This is a genomic window from Methylobacterium sp. Leaf125 (genome assembly GCF_001423085.1).
Taxonomy (GTDB): Bacteria; Pseudomonadota; Alphaproteobacteria; order Rhizobiales; family Beijerinckiaceae; genus Methylobacterium.
Map to the genome: position 1 here is coordinate 251,167 of NZ_LMNU01000034.1, position 16,622 is coordinate 267,788.

General features: G+C 70.8%; 18 protein-coding genes. 6 read left to right on the plus strand and 12 right to left on the minus strand.

Going from position 1 to position 16,622, the window contains the following annotated elements; translation table 11 throughout:
- The first annotated feature begins 30 nt into the window (after nt 1-30).
- Together ASF58_RS19625 and ASF58_RS19630 are read left to right on the plus strand one after the other, a co-directional pair.
- A complete protein-coding gene (locus tag ASF58_RS19625) occupies nt 31-2,328 on the plus strand; it encodes an FdhF/YdeP family oxidoreductase (protein WP_055956410.1) in 2,298 nt (765 codons plus the stop codon).
- Complete coding sequence (locus tag ASF58_RS19630) at nt 2,325-2,630, plus strand: hypothetical protein (protein ID WP_055956413.1); 306 nt, start codon at nt 2,325-2,327, stop codon at nt 2,628-2,630. Before ASF58_RS19625 ends, ASF58_RS19630 begins: the two co-directional genes overlap by 4 nt.
- 343 nt (nt 2,631-2,973) lie before the next feature.
- Here ASF58_RS19630 and ASF58_RS19635 read toward each other — a convergent pair whose 3' ends face one another.
- The 3 genes from ASF58_RS19635 to ASF58_RS19645 all read right to left on the minus strand — a co-directional run bounded on the left by ASF58_RS19635 (nt 2,974) and on the right by ASF58_RS19645 (nt 5,794).
- On the minus strand, nt 2,974-4,080 hold the full coding sequence (locus tag ASF58_RS19635; RefSeq protein WP_055956416.1) for an alkene reductase: 1,107 nt from the start codon (nt 4,078-4,080) through the stop codon (nt 2,974-2,976).
- Nucleotides 4,081-4,233: 153 nt separating this feature from the next.
- On the minus strand, nt 4,234-4,824 hold the full coding sequence (locus tag ASF58_RS19640) for a hypothetical protein (protein WP_055956419.1): 591 nt from the start codon (nt 4,822-4,824) through the stop codon (nt 4,234-4,236).
- Between the two features lie 85 nt (nt 4,825-4,909).
- A complete protein-coding gene (locus ASF58_RS19645; RefSeq protein ID WP_055956422.1) occupies nt 4,910-5,794 on the minus strand; it encodes a CoA ester lyase in 885 nt (294 codons plus the stop codon).
- 206 nt (nt 5,795-6,000) lie between these two features.
- Between ASF58_RS19645 and ASF58_RS19650 the strand changes: the two genes are divergently transcribed.
- Nucleotides 6,001-6,330: a DUF167 family protein gene (locus tag ASF58_RS19650; protein ID WP_055956425.1), complete on the plus strand. Its 330-nt coding sequence runs from the start codon at nt 6,001-6,003 to the stop codon at nt 6,328-6,330.
- Nucleotides 6,331-6,341: 11 nt separating this feature from the next.
- On the opposite strand, the gene ASF58_RS19655 is transcribed toward ASF58_RS19650, so the two are convergent.
- From ASF58_RS19655 to ASF58_RS19690, 8 genes are all read right to left on the minus strand, one after another.
- Complete coding sequence (locus tag ASF58_RS19655; protein WP_055956428.1) at nt 6,342-6,680, minus strand: hypothetical protein; 339 nt, start codon at nt 6,678-6,680, stop codon at nt 6,342-6,344.
- Nucleotides 6,681-6,724: 44 nt separating this feature from the next.
- Nucleotides 6,725-7,096, minus strand: coding sequence for a tRNA-binding protein (locus tag ASF58_RS19660; RefSeq protein WP_055956431.1), 372 nt, complete (start codon nt 7,094-7,096; stop codon nt 6,725-6,727).
- Nucleotides 7,097-7,102: 6 nt separating this feature from the next.
- Nucleotides 7,103-7,927: an FTR1 family protein gene (locus tag ASF58_RS19665; protein ID WP_055956433.1), complete on the minus strand. Its 825-nt coding sequence runs from the start codon at nt 7,925-7,927 to the stop codon at nt 7,103-7,105.
- A 49-nt stretch (nt 7,928-7,976) separates the two neighbouring features.
- Nucleotides 7,977-9,419, minus strand: coding sequence for a 4Fe-4S binding protein (locus ASF58_RS19670; RefSeq protein WP_082513187.1), 1,443 nt, complete (start codon nt 9,417-9,419; stop codon nt 7,977-7,979).
- Between the two features lie 34 nt (nt 9,420-9,453).
- Complete coding sequence (locus ASF58_RS19675; protein ID WP_055956437.1) at nt 9,454-9,795, minus strand: cupredoxin domain-containing protein; 342 nt, start codon at nt 9,793-9,795, stop codon at nt 9,454-9,456.
- A gap of 5 nt (nt 9,796-9,800) precedes the next feature.
- Nucleotides 9,801-10,364, minus strand: coding sequence for an iron transporter (locus tag ASF58_RS19680; RefSeq protein WP_055956604.1), 564 nt, complete (start codon nt 10,362-10,364; stop codon nt 9,801-9,803).
- A 186-nt stretch (nt 10,365-10,550) separates the two neighbouring features.
- Nucleotides 10,551-11,924, minus strand: a complete 1,374-nt coding sequence (locus tag ASF58_RS19685) for an MATE family efflux transporter (RefSeq protein WP_055956440.1) — start codon at nt 11,922-11,924, stop codon at nt 10,551-10,553.
- A 59-nt stretch (nt 11,925-11,983) separates the two neighbouring features.
- The gene (locus tag ASF58_RS19690) at nt 11,984-12,457 is read right to left on the minus strand and encodes a DUF971 domain-containing protein (RefSeq protein ID WP_055956443.1); all 474 of its coding nucleotides are present in this window, start codon (nt 12,455-12,457) and stop codon (nt 11,984-11,986) included.
- A gap of 209 nt (nt 12,458-12,666) precedes the next feature.
- On the opposite strand from ASF58_RS19690, the gene moaA reads away from it, so the two are divergent.
- Together moaA and ASF58_RS19700 are read left to right on the plus strand one after the other, a co-directional pair.
- Nucleotides 12,667-13,704 (plus strand): GTP 3',8-cyclase MoaA, encoded by a 1,038-nt coding sequence (gene moaA, locus ASF58_RS19695; RefSeq protein ID WP_055956447.1) that lies wholly within the window; start codon nt 12,667-12,669, stop codon nt 13,702-13,704.
- A gap of 76 nt (nt 13,705-13,780) precedes the next feature.
- Nucleotides 13,781-14,647, plus strand: a complete 867-nt coding sequence (locus tag ASF58_RS19700; RefSeq protein WP_055956606.1) for an NAD(P)-dependent oxidoreductase — start codon at nt 13,781-13,783, stop codon at nt 14,645-14,647.
- On the opposite strand, the gene miaA is transcribed toward ASF58_RS19700, so the two are convergent.
- Nucleotides 14,625-15,602: a tRNA (adenosine(37)-N6)-dimethylallyltransferase MiaA gene (gene miaA / locus ASF58_RS19705; RefSeq protein ID WP_055956450.1), complete on the minus strand. Its 978-nt coding sequence runs from the start codon at nt 15,600-15,602 to the stop codon at nt 14,625-14,627. The two genes, ASF58_RS19700 and miaA, sit on opposite strands and share 23 nt — an antisense overlap.
- A gap of 19 nt (nt 15,603-15,621) precedes the next feature.
- Here miaA and serB point away from each other — a divergent pair, with 19 nt between their 5' ends.
- Nucleotides 15,622-16,518, plus strand: coding sequence for a phosphoserine phosphatase SerB (gene serB / locus ASF58_RS19710; protein ID WP_055956454.1), 897 nt, complete (start codon nt 15,622-15,624; stop codon nt 16,516-16,518).
- The last annotated feature ends 104 nt before the right edge of the window (nt 16,519-16,622 follow it).

Consider the following 16,622-nt stretch of genomic DNA (forward strand, 5'->3'; position numbering starts at 1 on the left):
CGCGCGAGCCCTGCCCCTCAGGACCCCTTCATGGATCATCCGGTCGCGTCCCCGAAGCGCTCCTCCGCGGCTGGCGGCTGGGGGGCCCTGAAAAGCTGCGGCAAGCACCTGCTGGGAAGCCGGGCGCCGCTGTCGGGCGCCCGTGCCATGCTGAAGGCCAACCAGCCCGACGGCTTCGACTGCCCAGGCTGCGCCTGGGGGGATCCGGCGCACGGCTCCTCCTTCGAGTTCTGCGAGAACGGCGTGAAGGCGGTGTCCTGGGAAGCCACGGACAAGCGCACCCCGCCGAAATTCTTCGCCAGGCATACCGTGACCGAGCTGCGCGGCTGGACCGACTACGCCCTGGAGGGCGAGGGCCGCCTCACGCATCCGATGCGCTACGACGCGGCGAGCGACCGCTACGTCGTCACCACCTGGGACGCCGCCTTCGCGGAGATCGGCGCCACCCTGCGCGGCCTCGATCACCCGGACCAGGCCGAGTTCTACACCTCGGGCCGCGCCTCCAACGAGGCCGCCTACCTCTACCAGCTCTTCGCCCGGCACTACGGCACCAACAACTTCCCCGACTGCTCCAACATGTGCCACGAGGCCAGCGGCATCGCCCTCCAGGCGGCCATCGGCGTCGGCAAGGGCACCGTGCTGCTGGAGGATTTCGAGAAGGCCGACGCGATCTTCGTGGTCGGGCAGAACCCCGGCACCAACCATCCGCGCATGCTCGGCGACCTGCGGCGCGCGGCCCAGCGCGGCGCGAAGGTCGTGGTGTTCAACCCCGTGCGCGAGCGCGGGCTGGAGCGCTTCGCCGACCCCCAGAACACCGTGGAGATGCTGCGCGGCGCCAGCGCGCCGGTGGCGAGCCACTACTACCAGCCGCGCCTCGGCGGCGACATGGCGGCGTTCCGCGGCATCGCCAAGGCGGTGTTCGCGGCCGACGATGCGGCGCGCGCGGCCGGAAAGCCGTCGCTGCTCGACCGTACGTTCCTGCGCAACCACACCGCGGATTACGAGGCCTACCGGGCCGCCGTGGACGCCACGGGCTGGGACACCATCGAGGATCAGTCCGGCCTGACCCGGGCCGACCTCGAGGTCGCGGCCGAGGTCTACCTCGCAGCCGACAAGGTGATCTGCACCTGGGCGATGGGCGTGACCCAGCACCGCCACTCGGTGGCCACCATCCGCGAACTCGCCAACGTCATGCTCCTGCGCGGCCATGTCGGCCGCCCCGGCACCGGCCTGTGCCCCGTGCGCGGCCATTCCAACGTGCAGGGGGATCGCACCGTCGGCATCAACGAGAAGCCGCCGGCCGCCCTCCTCGACGCCCTGGAGCACGAGTTCGGCTTCACCGCCCCGCGCACCCACGGCCACAACGTGCTCGCCGCCATCCGGGCCATGCTCGACGGGTCTTCGAAGGCCTTCATCGGGCTCGGGGGCAACTTCGCCCGCGCGACCCCGGACACCACCCTGGTGGCCAAGGCCCTGGCCTCCTGCGAACTCACCGTCCACATCGCGACGAAGCTCAACCACTCGCACCTCGTCCCGGGCCGCGTGGCCTACCTGCTGCCCTGCCTCGGCCGCACCGAGATCGACCGGAATTCGAAGGGCAAGACCCAGATCGTCACGGTCGAGGATTCCATGAGCATGGTCCACGGCTCGGGCGGCATCAACAAGCCGGCCTCCGCCGAACTGCGCTCCGAGATCGGCATCATCGCCGGCATGGCTGCGGCGACGGTCGGCTCCGAGCGGGTCGACTGGGCCGCCCTCTCCGACGATTACGATCGGATCCGCGACCTGATCGAGCGCACGATCCCGGGCTTCACCGGCTACAACCTGCGTGTCCGGCGCCCGCGCGGCTTCATGCTGCGGAATCTCGCCGCCGAGCGCAGCTTCGAGACGCCGACCGGCCGCGCCAACTTCTCCGCCGATCCGCTTCCGGAGGCGACGGAGCACCAGCAGGCGAAGCGCGCGGCGGACACCTTCGTGCTCCAGACCTTCCGCAGCCACGACCAGTACAACACCACGATCTACGGCCTCGACGACCGCTACCGGGGCGTCTACGGCGAGCGCCGCGTGGTGTTCGCCCATCCGGACGATCTGGCCGAGATCCGGGCCCGGACCGGCGACCGGGTCGATATCGTCGGCACCCATGCCGACGGCGTGACCCGGGTGGCCGAGGATTTCCGCATGGTGCCCTTCGACATGCCGCGCGGATCGCTGGCCGGCTACTACCCGGAGCTCAACGTCCTCGTGCCGCTGTCCACCTTCGGTGAGGGCAGTGACACGCCGACCTCGAAGTCGGTGCTGGTGCGCCTGCGCGCCCCGGCCGCCGCATGAGCGAACCGCCGGCCGACGCGGAGACCTTCCTAGCCGTCACCGACTCGGTGGCCGCCCTCCAGCCCGGCCTCTCGACCCTGGAGGCCGGCATCCTCGCCGCCCTCCACCTCGACCTCGCCCGCGACAGCCGCAGCTTCGCCCGCGTCTTCGGCCTGGAGCACGCGCTGGTGCTGCGCGCCGTCGAGACGCTGGCGGGCGATGCCGGCCTCCTCGCCCTGCAGGACCGCAATCCGCGGACCCAGCGCACCCGCTACGCCGCCAGCGCGGCCGGGGATGCGGTGCTGGCGCACCTGCACGGGTAAGCGCCCTCGCGCCAGGGGTATCGACAGGCGCCGAGAGGCCTGCCGAAAGGCTCGGATCCGCCCTCGGTCATCCCGGGGCCGCGCAGCGGAGCCCGGGATCCAGAACCGCCGACCGGGTAAGATCCGGCGCTGCCGGCGGCCCTGGCTTGCAGGCCGCAGGCGCGCCCCTTCGGGTCGAGGCTCGCCGGCCGTGCCCCGCGATAAAGCGGTGGCGCCGGTTGCCATGCGCGTGACCGTGTCGGGGGCAGAGCGGCGTGTCGGTGCGACCGCCGCCCTCACGACCGGAGGGGCACCCGATCACGCCCACCCCGGCTCCCCCCGTGAAGGGAAGTGAACGCTCCGCTCAGCGCTTGATCGCCACCGGGCCGTTCATGCCCGGCCAGTCCGAGTAGCCGTTGGCGCCGCCGCCGTACCAGTAGGGCTTGGGCGCCTCGGCCAGGGGCGCTCCGCTCGCCATCCGCTGCACGAGATCCGGGTTGGCGATGTAGGGGCGGCCGAAGCTGAAGAGGTCGGCGCGGCCGGCCGCGAGGTCCTTCTCGGCCAGTTCCAGGGTGTACTGGTTGTTGCCGATATAGGCGCCCTTGAAGCGCTCGCGGATCTGGCCGAAATCCACCGAGTCCGGGACGTCGCGGGTCTGCTGCGTCACCCCTTCGATGGTGTGGACGTAGAGCAGGCCGAAGGCGTTAAGGGCCTCCACGTAGGCGCCGAAGGTCGCCTTCGGGTCGCTGTCGAGGGGGGTCTTGCCGGGCTCGGTGGTCGCGGGCGACAGGCGGATGCCGACGCGGTGACCGCCGCCCCAGACCTCCGTCACCGCCTTCACCACGGCCAGCGGGAAGCGCAGGCGGTTCTCGATCGAGCCGCCGTACGGGTCGGTGCGGTGGTTGGTGGAATCGCGCACGAACTGCTCGAGCAGGTAGTTGTTGGCCGAGTGGATCTCGACGCCGTCGAAGCCGGCCCGCTTGGCGTTCTCGGCCGCCCGGCGGTAATCCTCGACGATGCCCGGGATCTCGTCCGTTTCCAGCGCCCGCGGCGTGACGTGGGGCTGCATGCCGGATTCCGTGAAGGCCGTGCCCTCGGGCTTGAGCGCCGAGGGTGCCACCGGCAGCTGTCCGTCCGGCTGCACGTCGGGATGCGAGATCCGGCCGGTGTGCCAGAGTTGCAGGAAGATCAGGCCCCCGTTGGCGTGGACGCCGGCGGTGACCGGCTTCCAGGCCTCGACCTGTGCGTCGCTCCAGATGCCGGGGGTGTAGGCGTAGCCGACGGCCTGGGGCGAGATGTTGGTGGCCTCGCTGATGATGAGGCCAGCATTGGCACGCTGCGCGTAATAGTCCACCGCGAAATCCGGCGGCACCCCTTCGGTGGAGGAGCGGCTGCGGGTGAGCGGCGCCATCACGACGCGGTTCTTCAGGGTGAGATCGCCCAGGGTGAAGGGCGCGAGGATCGGGCTCATGCGGTCGTCAATGTCCTGGCTGGGGCGCAGCGCGCGGCGGCGCCGGGTTCAGCCGGGACAAGCGGCAGCGCCGGAGGGTGTTCCGCCCGGGGGTCCGGACGCAGCCCTGCCCTGCTGCGCCGGGCGCTCCGGGAGAACGCTCCGGGAGGGCGCTCAGCGCTCCACCCGCCCGCCATGGGCGACGACGCGCGCGAGCATCGTCTGGCCGAGCACGTGCTGGCGGACGTCGAGGTGGGTGATGTCGACGGTGTATGCGTCCGGCGCGCGACGCCCGAGCAGGCCGGTGCCCCCACGATCGAACAGGGGTCGTGGCGGAAGGGGCGTCCGCAGGCTCAGGCGAACGGACGCGGCCTTGCCCCGGACGAGGCGCGCCGCCGCCACGTCCGTCCAGCGAATCGTCTGGCCGGAACGCCCGTCGGTGACGCCGTCGGCATCGACGACGAGGGTCGGCCCGGCGCGGGTGAAGTCTTCCAGACCGAACAGCGCCCGCGGCATGAAACAGAGCAGCAGGAATGCCAGGGCGCCCAGGACCAGCGTCGATCCGCCGGAATCGGCCGCGACTGCGGCGTACCAGAGCAGCATCACGAACAGCACCAGCGTGGGCATCATCAGGCCCCACGCGATGGCGGTGACCGCGGCCTGCCCGAGGGTGCGGGCCCGGGCGATCAGGGGGAGCCGCACCGGGATCGGCGGGATGTTGTAGGTCCGCGAGAAGGTGATCTCACCAGGGATCTCGACGATCATCGGGCCGCCTCCGCCCGCAGGCGCGGCGCCGCCGGACCGATCCGGGCTCTCCGGTGCCTCGGGCTCCACGGTGACTCGGGCTCGCTCAATACCCCTTGGCGGCGATCGCCTCCCGCCAGTTCACGGCCCGGCGGGCCATGCCGATGTGCTGGCGCTCGTACATGCGACCCTCGATCTTGATCGCGCCGCGCTTGGCATTCTCGGCGCGGTCGAAGGCCTCGATGACGAGGCGGGCGCGGCGCACCTCCTCGTCGGAGGGGGCGAAGCAGGTGTTGGCCGGCTCCAGCTGGTTGGGATGGATCAGGGTCTTGCCGTCGAAGCCGAGGTCGCGGGCCTGCTGGCACTCGGCCCGGCAGCCCGCCACATCCTCGATGTCGTTCCAGACGCCGTCGAGGATGGTCAGGCCCTCGGCCCGGGCGGCCGCCAGGGTGAACATCATCCAGGGCAGCATCGGCACGCGGCCGGGCACGAGCTGGGCCCAGGTGTCCTTGGCGAGATCGTTGGTGCCCAGCACGAAGCAGGTCAGGCGGGTGCGCCGGTCGCGCTGCGCCTTGGCGATGTCCTGGATGTTAAGGATCGCGGCCGGGGTCTCGATCATCGCCCAGACGGCGATGCTCTCGGGCGCGTCGAGAGCTTCGAGGTGGTTGGCGATGCTCTCCAGCACGGCCGGCGAGGACACCTTGGGCATCAGGATCGCGTCGGGGCGGGCCTGGATCGCCGCCTTGAGGTCGGCCTCGCCCCAGGGCGTCTGGGGGGCGTTGACGCGGATGATGATCTCGCGCTCGCCGTAGCCGCCGCCCTTCACCGCGGCACAGACCTGCTCGCGGGCGACATCCTTAGCGTCGGGCGCCACGGCATCCTCGAGGTCGAGGATCAGCGAGTCAGCAGCCAGGGTCTTTGCTTTGTCGAGCGCCCTCTGGTTCGAACCGGGCATATAGAGCACGCTGCGGCGCAAGCGGAGGTCGGACATCTGGCGTTCCCGTGATTTTCACTGAAGCTTAGTGCAACACGCTGGGCGGGACACCCCGATACGGCCTGAATGGCGTGGCATTCCAGCGATTTTGTTGCGACGCACGCAAGGCAGGCGGCTCGCCCCTGTCCCCCGAGGCGGATCTCGGGCTGGGGGCCGGAGGATCGGACGCGATTCCGGATCAGATCCGCGGGGACGGGAAACGGATGAGCGCGCCTTACCAGGTGACCCCGGACGGTGTGCGCCTCGCCCTGCGGCTGACACCGCGGGCGAGCCGTGATGGGCTGGACGGTCTGGTGGTGGATGCGGAGGGGCGGGTCGCCCTGCAGGTCCGGGTGGCCGCGCCGCCCGTCGAGGGCGCCGCCAACGCGGCGCTGATCGCCTATCTCGCCAAGACCCTGAAACTCCGCCGGTCCGAGATCCGGATCGTCTCCGGCGAGACCGCCCGCCTCAAGATCGTCGCCCTGTCCGGCGACGGCCCGGCTCTGGTCGCCCGCCTGGCCGACTGGACCCGGGGTGCCCCCTTGCGCCGCTGAGCCCGACGCGCCTAGTGGCGGAGCGGGGCGGTGAGGCTGAACACCACCGTGTAGTCGGGGTTCTCAACAACCGGGTCGTCGGGGGAGAGCTGATACGATCCGGGGTCGGCCGCCTCGATGGCCTCGAGGATCGGCACCATGGTGAAGGGCGCGGCGCCGTCGAACGGCCGGATCGTGATTCCGGCCTCGGCATCCACCGTCTCGACCCGGCCGAAGACCTGCTCGCGACGGATCAGGGTTCCGTCATGGTCGAGATAGGTGATGCCGACGAAGAGCGTCGCGCCGATCAGCTGATCGGCGAACCCGTCGTCCCACTCGATGCCGGATTCGTCGTGTCCGAGGTCGCTCATGCGGACAGGGATGGCGAAAAACCGACCGTCCGGCAACCCGCTCCTCAGAACAGGCGGCTCCCGTTCGGCACGGCCTGATCGGGGCGGAACAGCACCACGGCGCCCTGCGGATCGGCAAATCCCAGGGTGAGCACCTCCGACAGGAACTTGCCGATCTGGCGCGGCGGGAAGTTCACCACGGCGGCGACCTGGCGGCCGGGCAGGTCCTCGGCCCGGTAATGCTCGGTGATCTGTGCGCTGGAGCGCCGGGTGCCGATCGCCGGCCCGAAATCGATCACCAGCTTCAGGGCCGGCTTGCGCGCCTCGGGGAACGGCTCGGCCGAGACGACGGTCCCGACGCGGATGTCCACCGCCAGGAAGTCGTCGAAGGTGATGGCCGGGGCGGCCGGCGCGTCGGCGGCGTGGGTGACGTGCATGGGCGCTCAGGCCGTGCGGAGCTGGCGGCGCTTGCCGGCCGACGAGACCTGCATCAGCGCGACCATGACCAGGATGGTGCCGAGATAGACCAGCACCTGCATGGCGCTGGGGCGGTCGGTGTACCCCACCAGGGCGTGGAGCACGCGGCCGACGAGGCTGTCCTCCCGCAGGACGGCGGAAGTGTTCCACAGGGGCCGGTCGAGCACGGTGATCAGGCCCGCATTGGTGAGGAACTGAGCAGCCTGCGCCGCCAGGCCCGCCGCCAGCAGGACGATGAGGCCGCTTGTCACCGAGAAGACGTAGCGGGTCGGGATCGCGGCGAGGCCGAAATAGCTGACCGAGGAGGTCGCCGCGCCGACGGCGACGCCGGCCAGGGCGCCGAACTGGATGTCCGGCCCGGACGTGCCGGAGGCCACGAGGCCGTAGAGGAACAGCACCAGCTCCGCGCCCTCCCGCAGGATCGCGGCGCCGACCACCAGCGCGAGACCGGCGGCCGTGCTCTGGCCGGTGCGCACCGCCTCGCCGGCGGCCCGCAATTCGCCCGCGAGCTCGCGTCCGTGCTTGGCCATCCAGGTGTTGTGCCAGATCAGCATCAGCACCGCGACGATGAGCACGGCGGCGTTGAGGATCTCCTGCCCCGCGCCCTCGAAGGCATCGGAGATGCGCTCGGCGAAGAGCGCCACCAGGGCCGCGCCGGCGAGACCGCCGAGGACGCCGAGGGCGATCCAGCGGCCGCGCCCGGCGATGCCGCGGGTGGCGGCGAGCACGATGCCGATGATGAGGCCCGCCTCGATGACTTCGCGGAAGGCGATGACGAAGGCTCCGATCATGCGGAGGATTCCTTTTCGTGGGTTCGCGGTCGCGGCCCTGGGAGCCGCCCTACCAGATCCAGAACAGCAGCACCCAGCCGGAGACCGAGAGGGCGCAGGCGGCGGCGATGCCGAGGGTCGAGCCGATGCGGCGCAGGCCCCGCGCCGAGAGGCCGGCCACCGACCAAGCGAGCCAGACGCTCCACAGGCTGGTGCCGAGGAGGAGCGCGGCGCGCATCTCCGAGACGTAGGGAATGAGGATGCCGTCGCCGCGCAGGAAGGTGACGGTGAGGGCCGAGAGGCCGAGGAAGACGCCGCAGCCCGCCACCGGGATCAGGGTCTGGGTCAGGTGGTGGAAGCGGGCACGCGACCAGCCGAGGGCCAGGGTGGCCAGGGCCACGAGGCCCGAGAGGGAGAGGCCGAGGACGATCGCGGCGGCGGCGATGTAACCGAGCAGGAGTCCGCCATCGAGCACGCTGAGCACGTCGTTGTGCTCGGGGTAGTTCGTCAGGATGTACCAGGGCAGCGTGGTCTCGAGGGGCCAGGTCGTGCCGCGCTCGATCAGCCAGGTGGCCAGGGCCTGCTTGACGTCGATGAACCAGGGGCTCGACGACCACTGGAAGGCGCCGACGGCCAGACCCATCATGCCGAACAGGATCAGCATGGTCTGGTCGAGGCTCGGCTCGGTGCCGGCCACGTGAACGATCTCGTGGGTGGGAGAGCGCCGGGCGAGGCGTACGGAGCCCCGATAGCCGGAGCAGCGCCCGCACATGTGGCAGGCGCCGGCGCCGTTCATAGTCTTCACCGGCACCAGCGGCGCGCAGTTGAAGGCGTCCCCACGGGGCTTGGCCGAGGTCGCCCAGGCGGCGTGATCGACCTGGAAGCTCACCGGCGCGAGCTTGGCGAGCACCGCGAAGACGCCGTTGACGGGGCAGAGATAGCGGCACCAGACCCGCTTGTTGCGGCCGTAGAGCAGCCCGACGATGATCGCCGCCACGGTGGAGCCGCCCAGCACCGCCAGCACGGGCTTGGGGTAGCCGTAGACGCTGACCATCTGGCCGTAGATCGTGGTCCCGGCGAAGGCCACGAAGGGCCAGCCGCCCCAGGTGATCCAGCGCGGCACGGCGCGGCCCAGGCTCCAGCGGCTGGCAAACTCGGTCAGCGCCCCCTCGGGGCAGAGGATGCCGCACCAGGCCCGGCCGACCACCACCATGCTCACCAGCACGAAGGGCCACCAGATGCCCCAGAAGGCGAACTGGGCGAAGACCGTCAGGTTGTTCCACAGGTGCGCACTGCGGTCGGGCAGCGGCAGGAAGGCCGGCACGGCGACCAGCACCAGGTACACGGCGACCACGCCCCACTGGATGGTGCGGATCGCACCGCCATGGCGCTGCATCCACTGCCCGAGATCCGCGAGCTTCGCGTCGATCCAGGCGTCCCGGGCGCCACCCGGCGTGCGGGTTTCGCGCGGCGGACGGACGTCGTGCGGCTTGAGGGACGTCGAGGCTGCCATTCCGGTTGGGTTCGCCAGGGTTACGGGTGCCGCTTCACTTCGCCACCAGGGTGGCCTTGGAGTTGGGGTGGAAATCGTCGAACACGTCGTAGCTGCCGGGATCGACGGTGCGGAACACGATGGAGGAGGTCGCGCCCGCGGCAAGCGCCTTCTCGCGCTTCAGTTCCAGGCTCTCGAACTCCACCGGGCTGGTGCCCGTGTTGGTGATCTCGAGCTTGAACCGGGTGTTGGCCGGCACCTCGATGACGTTCGGGGTGATGGTCCCGTCCTTCATCTCGACCTTGATGACCGGCAGATCCTCGGCGCGCGCCGGACCGGTGACGGCGAGGAGACCGGCCGCGAGGGCGACGGTCAGGGTTCCGCGGAGCACGGCCATGGGGCTCAGTAGGCTCCCTTCTTGCCGATACCCGCGAAGGTGAAGTCCTGGATCAGGTCGAAGGGCTTGAACCACTCGGCGACGCCGGTCTCCTTGTCGACGTGACGGCCGAAATGGCTGTGCGGACCGGGCGGTGCGACGGTGAGCTTGAGACGATAGCGGCCGGGACCGGACAGCTTGACGTTGTCGCCGTAATGCGGGCCGTCATTGGCCACCATCGGCATCAGCGAACCGGTGACCTTCGGCCCGGTGGCCGCCTCGCCCTCCAACTTGGTGATCTCGAAGCTGACCGTCAGGGACGGCACCCAGTCGCCCTCGGCGAAGCCGTTGCGGTTGTCCTTCGCGGCGTGAATGTCGGCCTCCAGATGGATGTCGGACGCCGCTGCGGCGCGCATCATGTCCGGCGGATCCATCTCGATCGGCTGCAGGTAGACCGCCCCCACCTCGATCCCGTTCTGGGTCACGTGCGGGCCGATGGGCGTCTCTTTCGCCTGGGCCCCGCTCCCGAGGGAGACGGCGCCGGCGAACAGGAGGGCCAGGGCGAGGGAGGAGCGGAGATTCTTGCGCATCGTCGCTAGCGCGTAGACCAGACGATAAAACAAGCAAAGAGGCTTTTTCGTCACGTTCCTTAATCAGAACAATTCCAAACTAAGCTTCTACCTGACCTTTCAAGTAAATCTGCGGCGCGGTCCAGGCTGCTGATCTTAAACGTCTCCGAAAAGCCAAATGCCGACGTGCATCGCGCCGGAGCCGCGTCACGCAGGCGTGAATTCGCCCGCACGCTTATCCAAAGGGATCTGGCCGGTTTGCTGGAAGGTCCGGCGCGTCAGACCGGGATAGGCCAGGGCCTGGCTGATCCCGCGCCCGGCCAGCAGAATCAGGAACGAGAGCCAGAGACCGCCATTGCCGAGGCCGGCCGCGTGGGCGGCGAAGAGGGCCACGCCGTAGACCGCGCTCGCCACGAGCATCAGGTTGCGCATCGCCCGGGTCCAGGTGGCGCCGATATAGATGCCGTCGAAGGCGAAGGGCAGCGCCGCCATGAAGGGCGCCAGGGCCGCCGGCAGCAGGTAGAGCCGGGCCATGGCCCGCACCTCCGGGCTCGTGGTCACGGCGTCGATGAAGGCGTTTCCGGCCAGGAGAAACCCGCCCGCGATGGCGCCGCCGAAGGCGAGGCACCAGAGCAGGCTGAGGCGCGCGGCGCGACGGAAGCGGGCCTCGTCCCGGGCCCCGACCGCCTGACCGCACAGGGTCTCGGCGGCGGTGGCGAAGCCGTCGAGGAAGAACCCGCCGATCATGAAGAGATTCCACAGGACGGCGTTGGCCGCCAGCACCACGTCGCCGGAGCGGGCGCCGAGCGCCGAGAACAGGGTGATGCAGCCCACCAGCAGCAGGGTCCGGATCATCACGTCGGCATTGACGCTGAGCATCCGGGCGAGGGCCAGGGGATCGCGCACCACCCGGAACGGCACCGCGAAGGGCCGCGAGCCGAGCCGCGCCAGCAGGACCAGGCCGAGGCCCGCACCGGCCGCCTCCGCGATCAGGGTGGCGAGCCCGGCTCCGGCCACGCTCATGTCCGCCCCGAGGACCAGGGCCAGGGTCAGGACGATGTTGGTGAGGTTGATGGCGACCTGCAGGATCAGCCCGAGATCGGTGCGCCCGCGCCCCAGCACCGAGCCGAGGATGGCGTAGTTCGCCAGGGTGAAGGGGGCGGCGAAGATGCGGATGTGGAAATAGGCCGCCAGGGCGGCGATCACCGCGGGGCTCGCGCCGCTGAGGGAGAAGGCCGCCCGGCCGATCGGCCCCTGCAGCCCCACGATCACCAGCCCGACCACGACGGCGGCCGCGAGGGCCCGGGCCAGGGTCCGGTCGACCTCGGCCGGGTCGTCGGCGCCCACCGCCTGCGCGGTGAGCCCGGCGGTGGCCATGCGCAGCGAGCCGAACGACCAGAAGATCGCGTCGAAGATCACCGCACCCAGCGCCATCGCGCCGAGGAGCGCGGCATCGCCGAGCCGGCCGATCACGGTGGCGCCGACGAAGCCGAGGAGTGGCGTCGTCACGTTGGCGAGCGTCATCGGCAGCGCGAGCGCGAGGACGTGCCGGCTCGTCGCCGGGCTGGTCGAGGGCGTCATGGCGAAGGCGTCATGGCGAAGGGGTCCTGCGGCGGCCTTCCGGGCGGCGGTCGATCGGTTCAGTGGCAGCCGCAGCCGCTGCCGCAGCTTCCGCCGCCCTCGCTCGGGGCGGGGGCCGGCTTCGCGGCGCGGCGGACGGGATCGCGGCTCAAGCCCCGATCCTCGAGCTCGGACAGGTAGGTCGCCCAGCGGTTCCGGTACTCGCGACCGAGATCGTAGAGGTAGCCCCAGCCGAACAGCCCGGTATCGTGCATGTCGTCGAAGGTCAGCTTCACGGCGTAGTTGCCGATCGGCTCGACCTTGAGGATCGCCACGTCACGCTTGCCGCCGACGACCTTGCGCTCGGAGGGCGAGTGCCCCTGGACCTCGGCCGAGGGGCTCGAGACCCGGAGATACTCCGCCGGCAGGGCGAAGCGGCCGCCATCCTCGAAGGCGACGTTGAGCGTGCGCTTGTCGCCCGCGAGACGGATCTCGGTGGGCCAGCGCTCGGATGCGGCCGGGGCCGCGTGCGGATCGACAGCCTGTTGAGTCATGGTGGCTTCCTTCCGGCCGCGTCGGCCGCGTGGATCGCAGGATACCGGTCTTGCATGACACCGGCCTTGCAGGACACCGGCCTTGCATGACCCCTGCGACCGACGCAAACTTGCCCGCGAGGGTGCGAGACCTCATATGACGTGCCATGCTAGGTTCGTCACGCGACCGCGCCAACGTTTCCTCACCCCAACAGAGCATAGAATCCCGCATGTGGGGTCCCCGCGCCACCAACGACGCTGCCCCGGTCGCACCTGCGCCGCTGATCGACCCGTTCCAACGGGCGATTACCTATCTGCGCATCTCGGTGACCGATCGCTGCGACCTGCGTTGCGTCTACTGCATGTCCGACGACATGCAGTTTTTGCCCAAGCGCGACCTGCTTTCCCTGGAAGAACTGGACCGGCTCTGCGCCGTGTTCATCCAGCGCGGCGTGCGCAAGCTGCGCATCACCGGCGGCGAGCCGCTGGTCCGCCGCGACATCATGCACCTGTTCCGGCGCCTGTCCCGTCACCTCGACACAGGCGCCCTCGAAGAGCTGACGATGACCACCAACGGCACCCAACTCGGCCGCTTCGCACCGGAGCTGGCCGAACTCGGCGTGCGTCGCGTCAACGTCTCGCTCGATACCCTCGACCCGGACAAGTTCCGCGCGGTGACCCGACGGGGCGACCTCAAGGTCGTGCTCGACGGCATCGAGACGGCGCGCAAGGCCGGCATCAAGGTCAAGATCAACGCCGTGGCGCTGAAGGGCGTCAACGAGGACGAGATCGCCGACATGATCGCCTGGGCCCACGGCGACGGGATGGACATGACCCTCATCGAGGTCATGCCACTCGGCGAGATCGAGGGTGACCGGACCGACCAGTTCCTGCCCCTGTCGGTGGCCCGCGCCCGGCTCGAGCAGCGCTACACCATGACCCCCCTGCCCGACCGCACCGGCGGCCCGGCCCGCTACGTCCGCATCGCCGAGACCGGCGGGCGCCTGGGCTTCATCACGCCGCTCACCCATAATTTCTGCGAGAGCTGCAACCGGGTGCGCCTGACCTGCACGGGCAAGCTCTACATGTGCCTCGGCCAGGAGGACGCCGCCGACCTGCGCGCGGCCCTGCGCGCCTCCCCGGACGACGCCCTGGTGACCCAGGCGGTGATCGACGCCATCGCGCGCAAGCCCAAGGGCCACGACTTCGTCATCGAGCGGGCGCGCCCGGCCGCGGTGCCGCGCCACATGAGCGTCACCGGCGGATAAGTCTCCGCATCGGTTTGACGCTCGGAAGTATCGCTCCTAGACCCCGCTCGTATTCAGGATACGAGCGGAGATGATGATGGCGAAGGTCGCGTTTCTGGGCCTCGGCGTGATGGGCGGCCCGATGGCCCGCCACCTCGCCGCCAAGGGTCACGAGGTCACGGTCTACAACCGCACGACCGCCAAGGCCGAGGCCTGGGTCTCGGCCCATGGCGGCGCCTTCGCGGCCACCCCGCGCGAGGCCGCGACGGGCCGGGCCATCGTCTTCGCCTGCGTCGGCAACGACGACGACCTGCGCAGCGTCACCCTCGGCGCGGACGGCGCCTTCGCGGGCATGGAGAAGGGCGCGGTCTTCGTCGACCACACCACCGCCTCGGCCGAGGTCGCCCGCGAACTCGCCGACGCCGCCAAGACCGCCGGCCTCGGCTTCATCGACGCCCCCGTCTCCGGCGGACAGGCGGGCGCCGAGAACGCCGCGCTCACCGTGATGTGCGGCGGCGAGGCCGAGACCTACGCGGCCGTCGAGCCCGCCATCCTGTGCTTTGCCCGGGCCAGCCGCCTGATGGGCCCGGCCGGCTCCGGCCAGCTCACCAAGATGGTCAACCAGATCGCCATCGCGGGCCTGGTCCAGGGCCTGTCCGAGGCGGTGCACTTCGCCAAGCGGGCGAACCTCGACGTCGAGGCCGTGCTGGAGGTGATCTCCAAGGGCGCCGCCGGCTCCTGGCAGATGGAGAACCGCGGCAAGACCATGAACGCGGGTAGGTTCGACTTCGGCTTCGCCGTGGACTGGATGCGCAAGGACCTCGGCATCCTGCTCGCCGAGGCCCGGCGCAACGGCGCACAGCTCCCCGTCACCGCCCTGGTCGACCAGTTCTACGCCGACGTGCAGGGCATGGGCGGCAAGCGCTGGGACACCTCGTCCCTCATCGCCCGCCTGGAGAAGTAAGGCCCGGAGACGTCAGCGCCGCCCGCGCCCGCCCGAGGGCGTCCTCGGGCGGCGTCCAGAGCCAGTCGGTGCCCATCTGGTGCCGGAACCAGGTGAACTGGCGCTTGGCGTAGCGCCGGGTGTCGCCCTGCCCGCGCCGGATCGCCTCCGCCCGGGACAGCGTCCCGTCGAGATGGGCGATCAGGCCCGGAACCCCGTGGGCGCGCATGATCGGCAGCAGCGGGTCGAGGCGCCGGTCGCGCAGGGCCTCGACCTCGCCGAGCGCCCCTTCGGCGATCATCGCCTCGAACCGGGCATCGATGGCCCGGCGCAGGGCCTCGCGCTCGGGCGCCAGGAACAGCTTCAGGAGCGGCAGGCCGGACAGAGGCCCGGGCGTGCGCGCCCCGTGGAAGTCCGCGATCGGCCGGCCGGTGGCCGCGAACACCTCGAGGGCGCGCATCACCCGCGCCCGGTCGCTCGGGCGCAGGGCCGCCGCCCCGGCGGGGTCGCGTCGGGCCAGGTCGGCGTGAAGGTCCTCCGTCGCCCGCCCCTCGGCCCGCGCGCGCAGGGCGGACCGGACGTCGTCCGGCACCGGCGGCAGCTCGGAGAGCCCCTCCTCCAGGGCCCGGAAGTACAGGCCCGTGCCGCCGACGAAGATCGGCAGGCGGCCCGCGTCGCGCAGCGCGGCGACCAGCGGCTCCGCTTCGCGGGCGAAGTGCCCGGCGGAGTAGTTCACCGCGCCGTCGACATGGCCGTAGAGGCGGTGGGGCGCGAGCTCCTCCTCGGCCGCGCTCGGCCGGGCGGAGAGCCGGCGCAGGTCGGCATAGACCTGCATCGAGTCGGTGTTGATCACCACCCCGCCGAAGGCGCAGGCCAGCGCCAGGGCCAGGCCCGACTTGCCCGAGGCGGTCGGCCCTGCGATGAGGATGCCCGCCGGCAGAAGAGGCGCGTGCGTGCGTTGCGTGACCGGCGGCACTGGCGTGGAAAGCTCCCGGATGACCCTCGTCGCGATCCTGATAGCAAACGAGAGCCGCCCCGCCATCACCGATGCGGTCCTGGCCGAGACCCGCGCGGTGATGCGCACCGAGCATCAGCCCCGCATCCTGCACGGGGAGGTCGCGGCCGAAGTCCTGGTCCCGGGCGCGGAGGCGGATGCGCCGTCCCTGGCGCGCCGCCTGCGCGCGGCGCTGGCCTCCGAGCCGATCGACGTGGCCGTCCTCGACGCCGGGCCGCACCGGCGCAAGCGCCTGTTCCTGGCCGACATGGATTCGACCATGATCGAGCAGGAATGCATCGACGAGCTCGCCGACACGATCGGCCTGAAGAACCATGTCGCGGCGATCACTGAGCGCGCCATGCGGGGCGAGATCGCCTTCGGCCCGGCCCTGCGCGAGCGCGTCGCCCTCCTGCGCGACGTGCCGGTGCACAAGATCGACGCGCTGATCGCCGAGCGGATCACCCTGACGCCGGGCGGCCGCACCCTGGTGCAGACCATGAAGGCGCATGGCAGCCATACCTGCCTGATCTCGGGGGGCTTCACCCTGTTCACCGGGCCGGTCTCAGCCCGGATCGGCTTCGACGAAGCCCATGCCACCACCCTCGGAGTCCGGGACGGCCGCCTCACCGGCGAGGTCATCGAGCCGATCGTCGACAAGGCGACGAAGCGCGCCACCCTGATCGCCCTGCGCAGCCGCTTCGGGCTCGAGACCCAGGAGACCCTGGCGGTGGGCGACGGCGCCAACGACCTCGACATGCTCGGGGAGGCCGGCCTCGGCGTCGCCTTCCGGGCCAAGCCCAAGGTCGCGGCGGCCGCACAGGTGCGGATCGACCACGGCGACCTGACCGCCCTGCTCTACCTCCAAGGCTATGCCTCGGCCGAATTCGTGGGCTGAGCCGCTTCTCGCCACGCACGAAGATCAATCGCTGCGGATCGCCTCGCCGCGCAGGCGGTGCGGGGGGATGGCGTCCCGCCCGTCGAAACGAAACCGCCGCCCTC

Coding starts and splice junctions, on each gene's coding strand:
- ASF58_RS19665 (WP_055956433.1), bottom strand. CDS start 7,927: ATGATCGGAGCCTTCGTCATCGCCTTCCGCGAAGTCATCGAGGCGGGC.
- moaA (WP_055956447.1), top strand. CDS start 12,667: ATGTGGGGTCCCCGCGCCACCAACGACGCTGCCCCGGTCGCACCTGCG.
- ASF58_RS19690 (WP_055956443.1), bottom strand. CDS start 12,457: ATGACTCAACAGGCTGTCGATCCGCACGCGGCCCCGGCCGCATCCGAG.
- ASF58_RS19655 (WP_055956428.1), bottom strand. CDS start 6,680: ATGAGCGACCTCGGACACGACGAATCCGGCATCGAGTGGGACGACGGG.
- ASF58_RS19700 (WP_055956606.1), top strand. CDS start 13,781: ATGGCGAAGGTCGCGTTTCTGGGCCTCGGCGTGATGGGCGGCCCGATG.
- ASF58_RS19645 (WP_055956422.1), bottom strand. CDS start 5,794: ATGTCCGACCTCCGCTTGCGCCGCAGCGTGCTCTATATGCCCGGTTCG.
- ASF58_RS19680 (WP_055956604.1), bottom strand. CDS start 10,364: ATGCGCAAGAATCTCCGCTCCTCCCTCGCCCTGGCCCTCCTGTTCGCC.
- ASF58_RS19625 (WP_055956410.1), top strand. CDS start 31: ATGGATCATCCGGTCGCGTCCCCGAAGCGCTCCTCCGCGGCTGGCGGC.
- ASF58_RS19675 (WP_055956437.1), bottom strand. CDS start 9,795: ATGGCCGTGCTCCGCGGAACCCTGACCGTCGCCCTCGCGGCCGGTCTC.
- ASF58_RS19650 (WP_055956425.1), top strand. CDS start 6,001: ATGAGCGCGCCTTACCAGGTGACCCCGGACGGTGTGCGCCTCGCCCTG.
- ASF58_RS19630 (WP_055956413.1), top strand. CDS start 2,325: ATGAGCGAACCGCCGGCCGACGCGGAGACCTTCCTAGCCGTCACCGAC.
- ASF58_RS19660 (WP_055956431.1), bottom strand. CDS start 7,096: ATGCACGTCACCCACGCCGCCGACGCGCCGGCCGCCCCGGCCATCACC.
- ASF58_RS19670 (WP_082513187.1), bottom strand. CDS start 9,419: ATGGCAGCCTCGACGTCCCTCAAGCCGCACGACGTCCGTCCGCCGCGC.
- ASF58_RS19685 (WP_055956440.1), bottom strand. CDS start 11,924: ATGACGCCCTCGACCAGCCCGGCGACGAGCCGGCACGTCCTCGCGCTC.
- serB (WP_055956454.1), top strand. CDS start 15,622: ATGACCCTCGTCGCGATCCTGATAGCAAACGAGAGCCGCCCCGCCATC.
- ASF58_RS19640 (WP_055956419.1), bottom strand. CDS start 4,824: ATGATCGTCGAGATCCCTGGTGAGATCACCTTCTCGCGGACCTACAAC.
- ASF58_RS19635 (WP_055956416.1), bottom strand. CDS start 4,080: ATGAGCCCGATCCTCGCGCCCTTCACCCTGGGCGATCTCACCCTGAAG.